We start from the raw sequence: 16,778 nt of genomic DNA on the forward strand, positions 1-16,778 counted from the left end.
CCCGTCCTGCGCGGGTGACGTCAGCCGGCACTCCGTAGCACAGCTGCGACAATCGGACCGGCCGCCGTCCCGCCGTGGCCGCCCTCCTCGGTCATGGCCGCCGCGGCGACGTCGTTGCGGAAACCGGTGAACCAACTGTTCGACACGGCCTGTCCGTCGACCTCGGCGGAACCGGTCTTCGCGCCGACGTCACCGCCGAGCCCGGCCATCGCCTGTGCGGCCGTCCCCTGCGTCGCGGTGAGCCGCATCATCTGCTTGAGCTGGGACGACGTGCTCGCGGACAGGCCCTTGGCGGTGGCGAGTTCGCGGTCGTCGAGCTTGGGGGAGACCAGGTAGGGCTGGCGGAAGGTGCCCGTGACGGCGGTCGCCGTGACCGAGGCCATGTTCAGCGGGCTCATCTGCACCTGCCCCTGGCCGATCGCGTTCGCCGCCCGGTCCGGGCCGCTGACCGTGGGGATCTTGCCGTCGAAGGAGACGATGCCCGTCTTCCAGTTGTTCTGCCCGAGCCCGAACCGGTCCTGGGCCTCCTGCGTGAGCGAGGAGTCGGTGAGCGGTTTCTCGTCGATGAGCTTGATGAAGGCCGTGTTGCACGAGCGCATGAAGCTGTTGGCGAGCGTGGCGTTCTCGTTGGGCTGAAGGCCCTTGAGGTTGGTGAAGGTCTGGCTCTGCCAGGTGGCGGAGGGCGGACAGGGCGCCGGGCCGTTCATCGAGGTCACGCCGTTGTCGATGAGCATCGCGGCCGTGATGATCTTCATCGTGGAGCCCGGCGCGACCTCGCCCTCGAAGGCCGCGTTGAACTGGTCCTTGCGGTTGTTGGCCACCGCCAGCACCTCACCGGTGCTGGGCTTGACGGCCACCACCGACGACTGGGCGAACTTCTTCACCGCCTTCTCGGCCGCCGCCTGGGCGCTCGCGCTGATCGTGGTCCGCAGCTCGCCCGCCCTGCCCTTGGCGAGGGTCAGCAGCGAGGTGTCGGCCACGCCCTCGGCCTGGTGGTGGATCGCCAGTTCGATCCCGGGCGTGCCGCCCGCCTTGTCCCCGTAACGCTGGCGCAGGGTGTCGAGGATCACCCCGAGCGAGGGGTACTTCTCCTTGGTCAGCACGGCGCCGTTGCGGTCCACCGCCTCGATCTCGGGGCTCGCCGACCGGCCGGTGACCAGGGTGTCGCCCGCCTTCAGCTGTGGATGCAGGACCGACGGCCGCCAGTCCACCAGCGCCCGCCCGGTGCTCTTCCCGCGCACCACCGTCAGCTCGCTGCTGTACGTCAGCGGCTTGGACTTGTTCTCGTACGACACCGTCGCCTTCACCGTGAACGGCACCGTCGCGCCGGTCGCCGCGCCGGGCGTGATGTCCACGTCCTCGATGTGCGCGGTCTCGCCGTAGGCCGTCAGCAGCGGCTCGGCCGCCGTCTGGTTGTTCGTGTACGTCGCCGCCTGCGCCGCCTGTCCCTTCTCCCAGGCGGCGAAGAACTTGGCCGACGCCTCCTTGATCTCGTCGGCGCTCGGCGGTCCCGTCTTCACGCTCGCCGCCCCCGAACCCCCGTCGTCGTTCAGCGCGGACACGATGTTGTAGCCGGCATATCCCGCGCCGCCGACCATCACCGCGAACACGCCGCCTATGACCGCGGCCTTGACCCCCTTGGGCATGAAAGGTCCCTCCCCGTTTCCCCGTTGCGGTTCTCGCACTGTATGGGGCAGGAGGGGGAGTTGTGAGGGAGGTTTCCGTATGTTGTCCGGTCACCGAGGCGGAAGGTCCGCTATACCCAGGTATCCAGCCACATACGTGAACGCCAGTCGTCGACCGGGATCGCGGTTCCGGTGTACAGGGGCCAGAAGTAGATGAAGTTCCAGGTGATCAGCAGGACCAGTACGCCCGCGCCCGTCGCGCCCGCCACCCGTCGGGTGTCGCTGGAGCCGGGTGGGCCGACGATCGCGCCCAGCAGCATCGCCACCGCCAGGCACAGGAACGGCACGAACACGACGGCGTAGAAGAAGAAGATCGTCCGGTCCTGGTACATGAACCAGGGCAGCCAGCCGGCCGCGACCCCGCAGGCGATGGCGCCGGCCCGCCAGTCGCGGCGGAAGAACCAGCGCCACAGCACGTACAGCAGCGCGAACGAGGCCACCCACCACAGCAGCGGCGTGCCGATCGCGAGGACCTCACGGGCGCACTTCTGGCCGGCGTCGGCGGGGCAGCCGTCCTGACCGGGCGAGGGGGACTCGTAGAAGAACGACACCGGGCGTCCGTCGACGATCCAGCTCCAGGGGTTGGACATGTACGTGTGCGGCGAGTGCAGGTTGACGTGGAACTCGTAGACCTCGTGCTCGTAGTGCCACAGGCTGCGCAGCCAGTCCGGCAGGAAGGTCCAGTGGCCGCCCTTGCCGTCGGTGGCGGCCCAGTTGCGGAAGTAGCCGCCGGAGCCGTCGGCGGGGGAGAGGATCCAGGCGGTCCAGGAGGCGACGTAGGTCACGACGGCGACCGTGGACATCACCGTCCACGAGATGAGCGACTCGGCGACGAACATCCGGGACAGGCGGTGCCGGGCCCCCGCAACCTTGCGGGAGCCGACGTCCCACAGGACGGTGAGCACGATGAACGCGGCCAGGATGTACATCGCGTTCCACTTCGTGCCGATGGCCAGTCCCATCAGCAGGGCCGCCGCCCAGCGCCAGGGGCGCAGCCCCAGCCACGTGGTCTCGGCGATGTGCGCGTCCGGGCGGACATGGCCCTCGGCGTCCGGCTGGAGCGCCGCCGCGAGTTTCTCCCGTGCCTTGTCCCGGTCGACGACCAGGCAGCCGAACGCCGCCAGCACGAAGAACATCAGCACGCCGTCGAGGAGCGAGGTGCGGCTCATGACGTAGTGCAGGCCGTCCACGGCCATCAGACCGCCGGCCAGGCAGCCGAGGAAGGTCGAGCGGAAGATGCGGCGGCCGATCCGGCACAGCATCAGCACCGACAGCGTGCCGAGCAGCGCGGTCATGAACCGCCAGCCGAACGGGTTGAACCCGAACATCAGCTCGCCCAGCCCGATCACGTACTTGCCGACCGGCGGGTGGACCACGTACGCGGCGTCCGCCGGGATGGTGACGTGCCCGTGCGAGGACAGGATCAGGTCGTTGGCGTTCTTGTCCCAGTTGACCTCGAAGCCGCGGTGGACGAGCGCCCAGGAGTCCTTGGCGTAGTACGTCTCGTCGAATATCACCGCCCTTGGGCTGCCCAGGTTCCAGAACCGCAGCACGCCCGCCACCAGCGTGACCAGCAGCGGCCCGCCCCAGCCCGACCAGCGCGCGATCCGCCCGGCGAGCCCCGGCGGCACCCCGAGGACCTGCCACAGCCGCGGGCTGGGCTGGACGTACGGCGGCACCAGGCGCTCGCGGACATCGCTTCTGGGCGGCGCGGCATAGCCGAAACGGCGCATCCGCTGCTGCCACGACGGCCGCTGGTCCTGAGGGCTCTGGCCTTGCCGGGTGTCCGGGGAGGACGCGGTACTGGTCACCGCGCCATCGTAGGGAACCGTTCTGTGTGAGTCCCGTGCATGGCGGGTAAGGGCTCGAACGCGTTCCCTTCCGGCCGCTCCTGGGAGGATGGGGGCGTGACTGGAACCCTTGTCCTTGCGGGCACCCCCATCGGCGACATCGCGGACGCTCCTCCCCGGCTGGCGGAGGAACTGGCCGGGGCGGACGTGGTGGCCGCCGAGGACACCCGGCGCCTCAGGCGCCTGACACAGGCGCTGGGCGTGACGCCCAAGGGGCGCGTGGTGTCGTACTTCGAGGGCAACGAGTCCGCCCGGACGCCCGAACTGGTCGAGGAACTCGTGGGCGGCGCGCGCGTGCTGCTCGTGACCGACGCCGGCATGCCGTCGGTGTCGGACCCCGGCTACCGGCTGGTCGCCGCCGCCGTCGAACGGGACGTCCGGGTCACCGCCGTGCCCGGCCCGTCCGCCGTGCTCACCGCGCTCGCGCTGTCGGGGCTGCCCGTGGACCGGTTCTGCTTCGAGGGCTTCCTGCCGCGCAAGGCGGGCGAACGGCTCGGGCGGCTGCGCGAGGTCGCCGAGGAGCGGCGCACGCTCGTCTACTTCGAGGCCCCGCACCGGCTCGACGACACCCTCGCCGCCATGGCCGAGGTGTTCGGGACCGAACGGCGCGCGGCGGTGTGCCGCGAGCTGACGAAGACGTACGAGGAGGTCAGGCGCGGTCCGCTGGGGGAGCTGGCGGAGTGGGCGGCGCAAGGGGTGCGCGGGGAGATCACCGTGGTGGTGGAGGGGGCGCCCGAGCGGGGCGCGCAGGACGTGAGTGCCGAGGAGCTCGTGCGCCGCGTGCGCCTGCGCGAGGAGGCCGGCGAGCGCCGCAAGGAGGCGATCGCGGCCGTCGCGGTGGAGGCGGGGTTGCCCAAGAGGGAGGTGTTCGACGCGGTTGTGGCCGCGAAGAACGCCGCTTCGGCGAGTGGTTCCTGAGGTGCTCGTGAACTGCGCCACACCCCCTCTGAGCAGGGCGCATCTCCGCTGAGCGCGCGCCCCACAACCAGGCAAAGGACTGTCGTGGAAAGCAAAGCCCCAAGGGGTGGGCGGGGCCGCTTTGGCAAGGAAAGTCCAAATCGACTCCAACAGTCGACAGGCCTGGTGCATTCACGCCGGCAGAAGCGTCCACTGATTGAAGGGACGCACCCGTCCCTTTGTCCAGCGGACAAGAGGAGCTGGCATGAGTGAGATCGTGGGGCAGACCGGCCTCCGTGGCGCGGCGAGCGCAGTCGTGCACGAGTCGTATTCCTTCGCCTGCATGCGCTGCGGGCACGGCTGGGAGCAGTCGTACGAGATAGAGCACCACACGGACGCCGAGGGCCACGAGTTCGTGATGTACGTGGCGGGCGGACAGGTCGTGCCCTCTCCGCTGTCCAAGCCGACCTGCCTCAACTGCGACGGCCACGTGGTACGGATCATGCGGCCGGGCCAGGTCTCGTCGGTGCGCGAGGCGGCGCACCGCCATCAGCACCGGGCGCCGCAGGCCGGGCCGGTCGAGGCTCCCGAGACGGCGGCCGAGGGCGCGGAGGGCGCGCAGGCCGGGCAGCGCGACCACCACTGGCACCTGTCGGACCTCCTGCACCCCTTCCACCGCAAGGCGAGCTGACCGCTCCCCGAGCCGGGCGGGCATGCCCCCTTTCGTAGGATCGGGGCATGCCTTCCTCCACCTCCCGCGGCGACAAGAACGCGGCGCCGCCGCTCCCGGAGCCCCTCCGGGTGCCCGTCGCCGACTCCCACACCCACCTCGACATGCAGTCCGGCACGGTGGGGGAGGGACTCGCCAAGGCCGCCGCGGTGGGCGTGACGACGGTCGTGCAGGTCGGCTGCGACATCCGCGGCTCGCGGTGGGCCGCCGAGACCGCGGCGGCGTACGACGCCGTCCATGCGACGGTCGCCCTGCATCCCAACGAGGCGCCGCGCATCGTGCACGGAGACCCCGACGGCTGGTCCCGGCAGGGCGCGCGCGAGGCGGGGGGCGCTCGGGCGCTCGACGAGGCGCTCGCCGAGATCGACCGTCTGGCCGCGCTCCCCCAGGTCAAGGGCGTCGGCGAGACCGGCCTCGACTACTTCCGCACCGGGCCCGAGGGCAAGGAGGCACAGGAGCGCTCCTTCCGCGCCCACATCGAGATCGCCAAGCGGCACGGCAAGGCGCTCGTCATCCACGACCGCGACGCCCACGCGGACGTGCTGCGCGTGCTGAAGGAGGAGGGCGCCCCCGAGCGCACCGTCTTCCACTGCTACTCCGGCGACGCCGAGATGGCCGAGGTGTGCGCGAGCGCCGGGTACTTCATGTCCTTCGCCGGCAACGTCACGTTCAAGAACGCCCAGAACCTGCGGGACGCGGTCGCGGTGGCCCCGGCCGAGCTGCTCCTGGTGGAGACGGACGCGCCGTTCCTGACGCCGGCGCCGTACCGCGGACGGCCCAACGCGCCGTATCTCATTCCGGTCACGGTGCGTGCGATGGCCGCCGTGCGCGGGGTCGACGAGGACGCGCTGGCGTCGGCACTCGCCACCAACACCGCACGCGCCTTCGGGTACTGACCCGGACCGACTCACCCGAACACAACTCTGGGTAGCCGTGCCGCTTTGGAGAGTGACGGTCCCTCCGCTAGGTTCTGGGGGCCCTTTTCCGGACCCCTCCGGCCCCTGGAGCGTGTCGGCATGAGCAACTCGCAGCACCAGACGTACGAGCCGTACGGCACGCGACCGGTCCCCGAGCCGCGGCCGGACCTCCCCACCGGTCCGCGCACGGAGCTCCCCACCGGTCCGCGCACGGAGCTCCCCCGGGAGCCCCACACGGACCTGCACGCCGCCGAGACGCTGGCGTACGGGGTGTACACGGCGCCGGTGCCGTACCCGGACACCTACCGCCCCGCGTACGAGGTCCAAGGGGCCCACGACGCCACCCTGCCGGCGCTTCCGCGCCAGGAGGTGAGGGAAGGCACGGGGGGTCGGGGTGAGCGCCGGCGCAGGGCGCGCTCCGCGGAGCGCTCGGACGGGCCCGTGCGCCGTCTGCTGCCGCAGGCGCTGGTCGTCGCCTTCCTCGCCGGCGGCACCACCGCCTTCGTCGCCAAGGACAAGGCGATCGAGCTGACCGTCGACGGCAAGCCGCGCACCCTGCACACCTTCGCCGACGACGTGGAGGAACTGCTCGCGGAGGAAGGCGTCGAGGTGGGGGCGCACGACGTGGTGGCGCCCGCCCCCGGCGCGGCGCTCACCAGCGGTGACGAGGTCGCCGTGCACTACGGGCGCCCGGTCCGGCTCACGATCGACGGGCAGCGGCACGAGGTGTGGACGACGGCGCACACGGTCGAGGAGGCGCTCGACCAACTGGGGGTGCGCGCGGAGGGGGCGTACCTGTCCACCGCGCGCTCCCAGCCCATCGGACGCGCCGGACTCGCGCTCGACGTGCGCACCGAGCGCGCGGTGACCGTCATGGCCGACGGGCGCGCGCGGATGGTGCGGACGAACGCGGCGACCGTGCGCGAGGTCATCGAGCAGGCCGGTGTCAGTCTGCACGGCGAGGACACCACGTCCGTGCCGGGGGACAGCTTCCCGCGCGACGGGCAGACGGTGACCGTGTTGCGGGTGACCGGCAGCCGGGAGGTGCGGGAGGAGACGATCCCGTTCCGGACGGAGCGGAAGGACGACCCCTCGCTGTTCAAGGGCACGGAGGTCGTCGAGCAGGTGGGGCAGCCGGGGCTGCGGCGGATCACGTACTCGCTGCGGACCGTCAACGAGGTCAGGCAGAAGCCTCGCAAGGACGGTTCCGAGGTGGTGCGGCGGCCGCGGAAGCAGATCGTGAAGGTGGGCACGAAGCCCTTGCCGACCTCCGTCTACGGGGCGGACGGGCTGAACTGGCACGGGCTCGCCGCCTGTGAGTCGGGCGGGCGCCCGAACGCGGTGGATCCGTCGGGGACGTACGGAGGGCTCTACCAGTTCGACACCCGGACCTGGCACAGCCTCGGGGGGAGCGGGCGGCCGCAGGACGCGTCGGCGGCGGAGCAGACCTTCCGGGCGAAGAAACTGTATGTGCGCCGGGGGGCCACCCCCTGGCCGCACTGCGGGGCGCGGCTGCACGGGTGAGGGCCTGCCCGCGGCCACGGGGGCGCGAAGGCCGCGGTCGCTCCCCGTACCCTTGTCGCCGTGAGCAGTACTCCCTCCTCAGACGCCCTCCTCGGGCCCGCCGACGTCCGTGAGCTCGCGGCCGCCCTCGGGGTGCGCCCCACCAAGCAGCGCGGGCAGAACTTCGTGATCGACGCGAACACCGTGCGCCGTATCGTGCGCACCGCGGAGGTCCGGCCGGACGACGTGGTGGTGGAGGTCGGTCCCGGGCTCGGCTCGCTCACCCTCGCGCTGCTGGAGGTCGCCGACCGCGTCACCGCCGTCGAGATCGACGACGTACTGGCGTCCGCGCTGCCCGCGACCATCGCGGCGCGCATGCCGGAGCGCGCCGGACGATTCGCGCTGGTGCACTCCGACGCGATGCATGTGACCGAACTGCCGGGCCCCGCCCCGACCGCGCTGGTCGCCAACCTGCCGTACAACGTCGCCGTGCCCGTGCTGCTGCACATGCTCGACACCTTCCCGGGCATCGAGCGCACCCTCGTCATGGTGCAGTCGGAGGTCGCCGACCGGCTCGCCGCCGCGCCCGGCTCGAAGGTGTACGGTGTCCCGTCCGTGAAGGCCAACTGGTACGCCGAGGTCAAGCGGGCCGGTGCGATCGGCCGGAACGTGTTCTGGCCCGCGCCGAACGTCGACAGCGGGCTGGTGGCGCTGACGCGCAGGACCGAGCCGGTGAAGACCACGGCCTCGAAGCGCGAGGTCTTCGCCGTCGTGGACGCGGCGTTCGCCCAGCGGCGCAAGACGCTGCGCGCGGCGCTCGCCGGGTGGGCGGGTTCGGCCGCGGCGGCGGAGGCGGCCCTGGTCGCCGCCGGTGTGTCCCCGCAGGCCCGCGGAGAGTCCCTCACGGTCGAGGAGTTCGCGCGCATCGCGGAGAACCGGCAAGCCCGCCCCGCCGACAGCGCCGACACCGAGGAGTCCGGTCTCCAGTGAGCGTCACCGTTCGCGTTCCCGCCAAGGTCAACGTCCAGCTCGCGGTGGGTGCCGCGCGCGCCGACGGATTTCACTCCCTGGCCAATGTCTTCCTGGCGGTCGGGCTCTACGACGAGGTGACCGTGACACCCGCCGAGGAGCTGCGGGTCACCTGCGCGGGGCCGGACGCCGACCAGGTGCCCCTGGACCGTACGAACCTGGCGGCCCGGGCGGCCCTCGCGCTGGCGGAGCGGCGCGGCATCGAGGCGGCCGTGCACATCCACATCACCAAGGACATCCCGGTCGCCGGCGGCATGGCGGGCGGCAGCGCGGACGGCGCCGGCGCGCTGCTGGCCTGCGACGCGCTGTGGCGGACCGGTGCCTCGCGTGCCGAACTGCTCTCCATCTGCGCCGAGTTGGGCAGTGACGTGCCGTTCAGCCTGGTGGGCGGGGCGGCGCTCGGAACCGGGCGCGGGGAGCGGCTGACGGCGCTGGAGGTCGGCGGGAGCTTCCACTGGGTGTTCGCGATGGCCGGGAGGGGTCTGTCGACGCCGGCCGTGTTCCGGGAGTTCGACCGCCTGGCGGAGGGCCGCGACATCCCGGAGCCGGTGGCCTCGCAGCCGCTGCTCGACGCCCTCGCCAAGGGCGACCCGGACGCGCTCGCCGCCGCCGTCTCCAACGACCTGCAGCCCGCGGCGATCTCCCTCTTCCCCGAACTGGCCGACACCCTCGCGGCGGGCCGCACGGCCGGTGCCCTGGCCGCGCTGGTCTCCGGCTCGGGCCCGACGACCGCGTTCCTCGCCCGCGACCCCGAGTCGGCGGCCAAGGTGGCGGAGGCACTGCGGAGTTCGGGCACCTGCGCCACGGTGCGCACGGCCACGGGCCCGGCGCCGGGAGCGACCGTGGTCAAGGGCTGACGGCAGTCCCTGCTGCCGTGGTCGGGCCGCGACGACCATGTCGTACCCGACCGGCGATCTTCGCCCGATCTCCACAGGGATGTACCGCGACCGCGGTACGTGGGTGACGGATGGGGCGGCTAGGGTCCGTTGATACTTCAAGCGCCTGGTCGACCGAAGGATCGAGTTCGTGCCCCAGCCCCCCACGCCGCCCACGCCCCCCACGTCCTCAACGCCCCCTACGCCGCCCACCTCCTCGCACCGCAGGAAGCGTTCCCTCTCCCGTCGTGGTGTCATCGCCGGTGCCACGGCCGTGGCCGGCGGGGCCGCGCTGACGCCGGTGGTGTTCGCGGCTACCGACTCCGGTACCGCCGACTCCGGGAACGCCGACTCCGGGAACGCCGGATCCGCGACCGAGCCGGAGACGTTCCCGGCCACCCGTACCGCCGCCGCGGCCGGCACCGGTACGGCCACCACCTCCTTCGCCGCCACCTACGTCGGCGTCCGCTGGAGCGGGGCCGCCGACGGCGCGGGCATCCGCTTCCCGGGTGACGCCGCCTTCCGTACGCTCGGCGGCGGTTGCGCGACCGTCGACGGCGGCGGTACGGCCCTCGTGGCCGCCGGCAACGCCAAGACCTACGACGTCAAGGCGCCGGACGGGACGACTCAGGTGCGCTCGCTGGCGATCGACACCCTGCGCGGCCCGGACCGCAGTGTCGAGGTGCCGAGCGAGCCCACGCGCGTGCGTGGCGTGCGGTATCTGTCGCGGCCGGCCTGGGGCGCCGACGAGTCCAAGCGGTACAAGGACGGCCAGGTCAACTCGCCGGAGAAGTACTACGCGTTGCAGTCGATCACGGTGCACCACACGGACACCCCGAACAACGACCCGGACCCGGCGGCGACCGTCCGCGCGATCTACGAGTACCACGCGGTCACCCTGGACTGGGGCGACATCGGCTACCACTTCCTGATCGACGAGGCCGGCAACGTCTACGAGGGCCGTTACTCCGGCGACGACGGCATCCCGGCCTTCGACCCCGACGGCGACGTCGTCACCGCCTTCCACACCGCGGGCTTCAACTCGGGCAACCTCGGCGTCGCCGTCATCGGCACCCTCGTCGACCAGGGCCCCACGGACGCCGCCAAGGCTTCGCTCACCCGGCTGATCAAGGTGATCGCCCGCTTCAAGGGCCTCGACCCGCAGGCGAGGATCACCTACACCAACCCGGTCAACGGCGTCACCAAGGACGTCACGACGCTCAGCGGCCACCGCGACTGGCTCCAGACCGACTGCCCCGGCCAGACGATGTACGACCTTCTGGACGAGGTCCGCGCGGCCGCGTCCCGCTGACCCCGGGGGTTTTCCACATCCCGAGGTTCTCCACAGCCCCGAGGTTTTCCACAGGCCACCTCGCTCGGGATCGGTCACCGACCGGCGCGCACTACGCTGGGAGGCTGATCGATCCCCCCGGGCAGGAGAGAAATGGCCGTCAATCTGGTCAATGTCGAGAACGTCAGCAAGGTGTACGGCACTCGTGCCCTCCTCGACGGCGTCTCCCTCGGCGTCTCCGAAGGCGACCGGATCGGGGTGGTCGGCCGCAACGGCGACGGCAAGACGACGCTGATCCGGATGCTGGCCAAGCTGGAGGAGGCCGACACCGGGCGCGTGACGCACTCCGGCGGGCTGCGCCTGGGCGTGCTCACGCAGCACGACTCCCTCGACCCCACCGCCACCGTGCGGCACGAGGTCATCCGGGACATGGCCGACCACGAGTGGGCGGGCAACGCCAAGATCCGGGACGTGCTCACCGGGCTCTTCGGCGGGCTCGACCTCCCCGGGTTCCCGCAGGGGCTCGACACCGTCATCGCGCCCCTGTCCGGTGGTGAGCGGCGTCGTATCGCGCTGGCCAAGCTGCTCATCGAGGAGCAGGACCTGGTCGTCCTCGACGAGCCCACCAACCACCTGGACGTGGAGGGCATCGCCTGGCTGGCGAAGCATCTGCGCGAGCGCCGCTCCGCGCTGGTCTGCGTCACGCACGACCGCTGGTTCCTCGACCAGGTCTGCACGCGCATGTGGGACGTGCAGAAGGGCGACGTCTACGAGTACGAGGGCGGCTACTCGGACTACGTCTTCGCGCGTGCCGAGCGGGAGCGCATCGCCGCGACCGAGGAGGCCAAGCGGCAGAACCTGGTCCGCAAGGAGCTGGCCTGGCTGCGGCGCGGGGCACCCGCGCGGACGTCCAAGCCGCGCTTCCGCGTCGAGGCCGCCAACGAGCTCATCAAGGACGTGCCGCCGCCCCGGGACAGCAGTGAGCTGATGAAGTTCGCGTCCTCGCGGCTCGGCAAGACGGTCTTCGACCTCGAGGACGTCACGGTGCAGGCCGGCCCCAAGGTGCTGCTCAAGCACGTGACCTGGCAGCTCGGCCCCGGCGACCGCATCGGCCTGGTCGGTGTCAACGGCGCCGGCAAGACCTCCCTGCTGCGGGCGATGGCGGACGCGGCCCGCAGCGAGGGCGAGACGCAGCCCGCCGGTGGCCGCGTCACCGTCGGCCGGACCGTCAAGCTCGCCTACCTCTCCCAGGAGGTCGCCGAGCTGAACCCGAACACCCGGGTCCTGGAAGCCGTCCAGCAGGTGCGCGAGCGCGTCGACCTCGGCAAGGGGCGGGAGATGACCGCCGGTCAGCTGTGCGAGACGTTCGGCTTCAACAAGGAGAAGCAGTGGACGCCGGTCGGCGACCTCTCCGGCGGTGAGCGCCGCCGGCTGCAGCTGCTGCGCCTGCTGATGGACGAGCCCAACGTCCTCTTCCTCGACGAGCCCACCAACGACCTCGACATCGAGACCCTCACCCAGCTCGAGGACCTCCTCGACGGCTGGCCCGGCTCGATGATCGTCATCTCCCACGACCGGTTCTTCGTCGAGCGCACCACGGACCGTGTGTTCGCCCTCCTCGGTGACGCCACCCTGCGGATGCTGCCGCGCGGCATCGACGAGTACCTGGAGCGTCGGCGGCGGATGGAGGAGGCGGTCGCGGCGGCCGCGACGCCCGCCGCGGAGAAGCCGGCGCCCGAGCGCAGCGCCGCCGACCAGCGCGCCGCCAAGAAGGAACTCCAGAAGGTCGAGCGGCAGTTGGACAAGATCTCCGAGCGGGAGAGCAAGCTGCACGCCCAGATCGCCGAGAATGCCACGGACTTCGCGAAGGTGGCCGAACTGGACGCCGAGCTGCGGGAGTTGGGAGGTCAGCGCGAGGAACTGGAGCTGCGCTGGCTGGAACTCGCCGACGACGCGTGAAGGCTGAGTGAAGGCGCGTAACAGGGGTATCACGGGCCGGTCGTCCCTTGGGAACAGGGGATGAACCGGCCCCGTGCGTTGTCGGTGGCGGGTGATAGAAAGGGCCGCCTGAGAGTTTTCTGAGTACGACGCCGGGTCACCGCGTACGTCAGGGCGTGGCCGGAAATCAGTGATCGAACGGGGGAGAGGCGCTGATGGCTCAGCCGCCCAGTCAGCCGCCGCAGGGCGGCTTCGGAGCACCGCAGGACCAGCCACCGCACCAACCACAGCAGCAGTCCCAGCCCCCGCAGGGCGCCTTCGGAGCGCCCCCGCCCCCGCAGGGCCCGCCGCAGACGCCGCCGCCTCCCCAGAGCCCGCCCCAGCCCGGTTACGGCCACCCCCAGGCACCGCAGCCGCCCCAGCCACCCCAGCAACAGGGCCCGTACGCCCAGCAGTCGGGCCCCTACCCCCAGTCGGGCCCGTACGCGCAGCCCGGTCCCTACGGACAGCCCGGCCCGTACGGGCAGCCGCAACAGCCCGGGCCGTACGGACAGCAGCCCGGATACGGCTACCCGCCGCAGCCCCAGTACCCGGGCGCCCCCGGCACCCCGCCCCCGGGCTCCGGGGGCCGCCTCAAGGGCAGGACCGGTGTCGTGATCGCGGCGGCCGTCGCCGCGCTGGCCGTCATCGGCGGCACCGTCTACGCGGTGACCAGCGGCGGCTCGGACGGCAAGAAGCCGGTCGCGCACAAGAGCGACGATCCCAAGCCGTCCGCCTCCGACACCCCGGTCGACCAGGGCGACGGCAGCGGCGACGGCGGCGCTGACCCGGAGAACCTCAACGAGGGCCGCCAGGCCGGTGAGGCGAAGGTCCTCTGGTACAAGTCGGCACCGGACGCGCCCGGCGCGGGCGCCGACGCGCCCGGCATGTGGATCACCGGCAAGGCCGCGGTGAAGGCCGCGTACAAGCAGGTGTTCGCCTTCAAGGTAGGTGACGGCACGCCGGCCTGGGGGACCATCGGCTTCCCGCGGAAGATCTGCGCGGTCACCCCCGAGAAGTCGGCGGACGACAAGATCGTGGTCGCCTACGAGAGCGGCACCAGCGACCGCGCCAAGTGCAACAAGCTCCAGCAACTGGACCTGAACACCGGCGCCAAGGGCTGGAGCACCACGCTCGCCGACGGCGCGCTGTTCGACAGCACCATCAGCATCAGCATGTCCGTCACCGGCCGGACGGTGATGGTGGGCCGCTCGCAGTCCGGCGTCGCGCTCGACATCGACAGCGGCAAGAAGCTGTTCGACAAGACCAAGTACGGCAGCGCCTGCTTCCCGACCGCCTTCGCGGGCGGCGGCAGGCTGATCTCCGTCGCCTCCTGCGGCGCCGGCGGGTCCGACGAGCACGACGAGATGCAGGAGCTCGACCCGAGGACCGGAAAGGTCCGGTGGACACGGAAGTTCGACAAGGGCTGGACGGTCGCGCGGACGTACTCCGTCGACCCGCTCGTCGTGTACAGCACGAACGAGGACAAGAAGGCGTGGAACATCTCCGCCTTCAACGCGAACGGCACCTTCCGCTCGCAGGTCGGCTTCGACGAGGACTTCGCGCCGCAGTGCGGCTGGGCGATCCTCTCCCGTGACCTGCAGGGCTGCAAGGGTGTCGCCTCCGACGCGACCACGCTGTACCTGCCGACGGAGGCGACCGGCGGAGCGAACGAGGTCGTCGCGATCAACCTCGCCACCGGCAAGGCGAAGTGGCGGGTGAAGTCCCCGGCGGACGAGTCGATGCTGCCGATGAAGGTCGAGGGCGGCAGGCTCCTCGCGTATGTGCAGCCCTCGTACGACGCGGGCGGCGAGGTCGTGTCGATCCCGACCGCCGGCTCGGACCACAAGCCGGTGAAGCTGCTGCAGAACCCGGCGTCCACGGCCCAGATCGAGAACGGCTTCTTCTCCAAGGACTTCGACTGGGTCAACGGCCGCTTCTACCTCTCGACCACCCGGCTGACCGGCAACGACGACGCGAAGGAGAAGCTGATGCTCGCCTTCGGCAAGTAGCGCTTCCCCGCCCCGGCCCCTGCCGTCCGTCGTCCCCACCGCCGTTCACGAGGTACCCACACCATGACCCAGCCGCCGCCCCCACCGCCCAACGAGCCACCGCAGCAGCCCGGTTTCGGCGTCCCGCAACAGCCGCCGCAGCCGCCCGCCCAGCCGGGCCAGGGCCACCCCCAGGCCCCGCAGCCCCCGCACACCCCGCCCGCGCAGCCGCCCGGCTACGGCTACCCGCAGGCCCCCCAGCCCGCCTACGGGCAGCCGCCGCAGGGACAGCCCCCGCAGCAGCCGTACGGCTACCCGGGCCAGCAGCCGAACCCCTACGCCCAGCCCACCCCGCCGTACGGTCAGCAGCCGAACCCCTATGCCCAGCAGCCCGGTTACGGCTATCCGCAGCAGACGGTGCCCCTGCAGGCGCAGTCCGGGCAGCCGGGCGGCGGGCGGAAGATCAACGCGCAGGTGGCCATCATCGTCTCCGCGGTCGTCGCCATCGCGCTGATCGTCACCGGTGGCATCTGGTACGCCCATTCCGGCAAGGGCGACGGCAAGAAGGACGACACCGCGAACTCCACGGGCGGCGGTACCGGCGGGGGCGACGGCAAGAGGGACACCGGCGGCAGCTCCACCAAGGGCGACGAGAAGGTGCCCGCGAACACCGGCTCGCACGTGCTCTACCAGATCCCGATGCCGAAGGTCGACGACACCACGGTCGTCTCCGGCTCGTGGCTGACCGGCAAGGCGTACGTCAAGAGCGGCGTCGCCGAGATCAACGGCTACGACCGCGACAAGGGCACCAAGCTGTGGACGATCAAGCTGCCCGGCCCGGTCTGCACCACGAGCAGGTTCACGACGGACGACGACAGGGCCGCCGTCGTCTTCCAGCCCAGGATGCCGGCCAAGAACAGTACGGCGGGCTGCAGCCAGGTCGCGGCGATCGACCTCGACGCGGGCAGGAAGCTGTGGACGAAGACGGTCGACGCCGGTGACCAGCCGATCAACTTCGACAACGTCACGGTCAGCGGGACGACGGTCGCCGCGGGCGGCACCAGCGGCGGCGCCGCCTTCGACATCGGCAGTGGCAAGTCCCTGTGGGCCCCGAAGGCCACCGACACCTGCTACGACGCCGGGTACGGCGGCGGCCGGAAGCTGGTCGCGGTCCGCAAGTGCGGCTCCTACGGCCAGCGGCAGCTGCACATCCAGACCATCGACCCCAAGAGCGGGAAGGTGATCTCCGAGTACAAGATGAGCCAGGGCATCGAGTACGCGGCGATCGTGTCGACGAGCCCCCTGGTCGTGGCGGCCGACGTCGGCGACAGCGCGGGCGACGGCAGCGGTATCTCGGACTTCTTCTCCATCGACGACAGGACCGGCAGGCTCATCACGAGGATCTCCGCACCGGGCAAGCAGTACGCGGCCCGCTGCGACGGCATCTCGAAGATCGAGTACTGCACGGGTCTCGCGGTCGGCGGCGGCAAGCTGTACATCCCCACCGAGGAGCACGACGGCACCGGCGAGTACAGCCGGACCAACGAGATCGTCGTCTTCGACCTCACCACCGGCAAGCAGACCGGCCAGCGCGCCGACGCCGGCGACGGCTACACCATCACCCCGCTGCGCATGGACGGCGACAACGTGATCGCCTACAAGCGGCCGCCGTACGACAAGGGCGGTCAGGTCGTCAGCATCGACGGGGGCACGTTCAAGGAGACCAAGCTGCTGGAGAACCCGTCCACTCAGGCGGTACGGGACGCGGAGACGAGCATGTCTCCGGACTACTCGGAGATCCTGTACTCCCAGGGCCACCTCTACATGTCCGGTGTCTTCGCGGACAAGAATTCGGGTTCGGGCGGCAGGCAGTATCTGGCGCTCGCGTTCGGTACCGGAGGCTGAACGCCGCGTTCCCGACGATATGCAAGATATTCCGTCTATCCGGGGCACTTCTCACCGGTAGGGGGAGCGCAACGTCGAACAAGCGTGTAGCTTCCGGGGGCATGAAGAGCGGGGGAGCCGGGAGGGGG

At 71.3% G+C, this 16,778-nt stretch carries 12 protein-coding genes; 10 read left to right on the top strand and 2 right to left on the bottom strand.

Annotated elements, in window-relative coordinates:
- Positions 1-20 precede the first annotated feature (20 nt).
- Positions 21-1,646: a penicillin-binding transpeptidase domain-containing protein gene (locus ABZ453_RS16205; RefSeq protein ID WP_359015605.1), complete on the bottom strand. Its 1,626-nt coding sequence runs from the start codon at positions 1,644-1,646 to the stop codon at positions 21-23.
- A 110-nt stretch (positions 1,647-1,756) separates the two neighbouring features.
- The gene (locus ABZ453_RS16210; RefSeq protein ID WP_359015606.1) at positions 1,757-3,496 is read right to left on the bottom strand and encodes a phospholipid carrier-dependent glycosyltransferase; all 1,740 of its coding nucleotides are present in this window, start codon (positions 3,494-3,496) and stop codon (positions 1,757-1,759) included.
- Between the two features lie 96 nt (positions 3,497-3,592).
- Here ABZ453_RS16210 and rsmI point away from each other — a divergent pair, with 96 nt between their 5' ends.
- The 10 genes from rsmI (at position 3,593) to ABZ453_RS16260 (ending at position 16,650) form a co-directional block, all read left to right on the top strand.
- Positions 3,593-4,453, top strand: coding sequence for a 16S rRNA (cytidine(1402)-2'-O)-methyltransferase (rsmI, locus tag ABZ453_RS16215; protein WP_240863804.1), 861 nt, complete (start codon positions 3,593-3,595; stop codon positions 4,451-4,453).
- Between the two features lie 244 nt (positions 4,454-4,697).
- Complete coding sequence (locus tag ABZ453_RS16220) at positions 4,698-5,123, top strand: hypothetical protein (RefSeq protein ID WP_359015607.1); 426 nt, start codon at positions 4,698-4,700, stop codon at positions 5,121-5,123.
- A gap of 47 nt (positions 5,124-5,170) precedes the next feature.
- Complete coding sequence (locus ABZ453_RS16225) at positions 5,171-6,058, top strand: TatD family hydrolase (RefSeq protein ID WP_359015608.1); 888 nt, start codon at positions 5,171-5,173, stop codon at positions 6,056-6,058.
- 120 nt (positions 6,059-6,178) lie between these two features.
- A complete protein-coding gene (locus tag ABZ453_RS16230; protein ID WP_359015609.1) occupies positions 6,179-7,603 on the top strand; it encodes a ubiquitin-like domain-containing protein in 1,425 nt (474 codons plus the stop codon).
- Positions 7,604-7,663: 60 nt separating this feature from the next.
- Positions 7,664-8,572, top strand: a complete 909-nt coding sequence (rsmA, locus tag ABZ453_RS16235) for a 16S rRNA (adenine(1518)-N(6)/adenine(1519)-N(6))-dimethyltransferase RsmA (protein WP_359015610.1) — start codon at positions 7,664-7,666, stop codon at positions 8,570-8,572.
- Complete coding sequence (locus ABZ453_RS16240; protein WP_359015611.1) at positions 8,569-9,468, top strand: 4-(cytidine 5'-diphospho)-2-C-methyl-D-erythritol kinase; 900 nt, start codon at positions 8,569-8,571, stop codon at positions 9,466-9,468. The genes rsmA and ABZ453_RS16240 overlap by 4 nt, the downstream gene beginning before the upstream one ends.
- A gap of 169 nt (positions 9,469-9,637) precedes the next feature.
- Entirely contained in the window at positions 9,638-10,798 is a 1,161-nt protein-coding gene (locus tag ABZ453_RS16245; protein ID WP_359015612.1) for an N-acetylmuramoyl-L-alanine amidase, read from the top strand.
- 132 nt (positions 10,799-10,930) lie between these two features.
- Positions 10,931-12,736 carry an ABC-F family ATP-binding cassette domain-containing protein gene (locus ABZ453_RS16250; protein ID WP_359015613.1) on the top strand — a complete coding sequence of 602 codons (1,806 nt, stop codon included), beginning with the start codon at positions 10,931-10,933 and terminating at the stop codon, positions 12,734-12,736.
- Positions 12,737-12,930: 194 nt separating this feature from the next.
- Positions 12,931-14,766 carry a PQQ-binding-like beta-propeller repeat protein gene (locus ABZ453_RS16255; RefSeq protein WP_359015614.1) on the top strand — a complete coding sequence of 612 codons (1,836 nt, stop codon included), beginning with the start codon at positions 12,931-12,933 and terminating at the stop codon, positions 14,764-14,766.
- A gap of 63 nt (positions 14,767-14,829) precedes the next feature.
- On the top strand, positions 14,830-16,650 hold the full coding sequence (locus tag ABZ453_RS16260) for a PQQ-binding-like beta-propeller repeat protein (protein WP_359015615.1): 1,821 nt from the start codon (positions 14,830-14,832) through the stop codon (positions 16,648-16,650).
- Positions 16,651-16,778 lie beyond the last annotated feature (128 nt).

The organism is Streptomyces sp. NPDC005799, from assembly GCF_040630525.1.
GTDB classification, from domain to species: domain Bacteria; phylum Actinomycetota; class Actinomycetes; order Streptomycetales; family Streptomycetaceae; genus Streptomyces; species Streptomyces griseorubiginosus_B.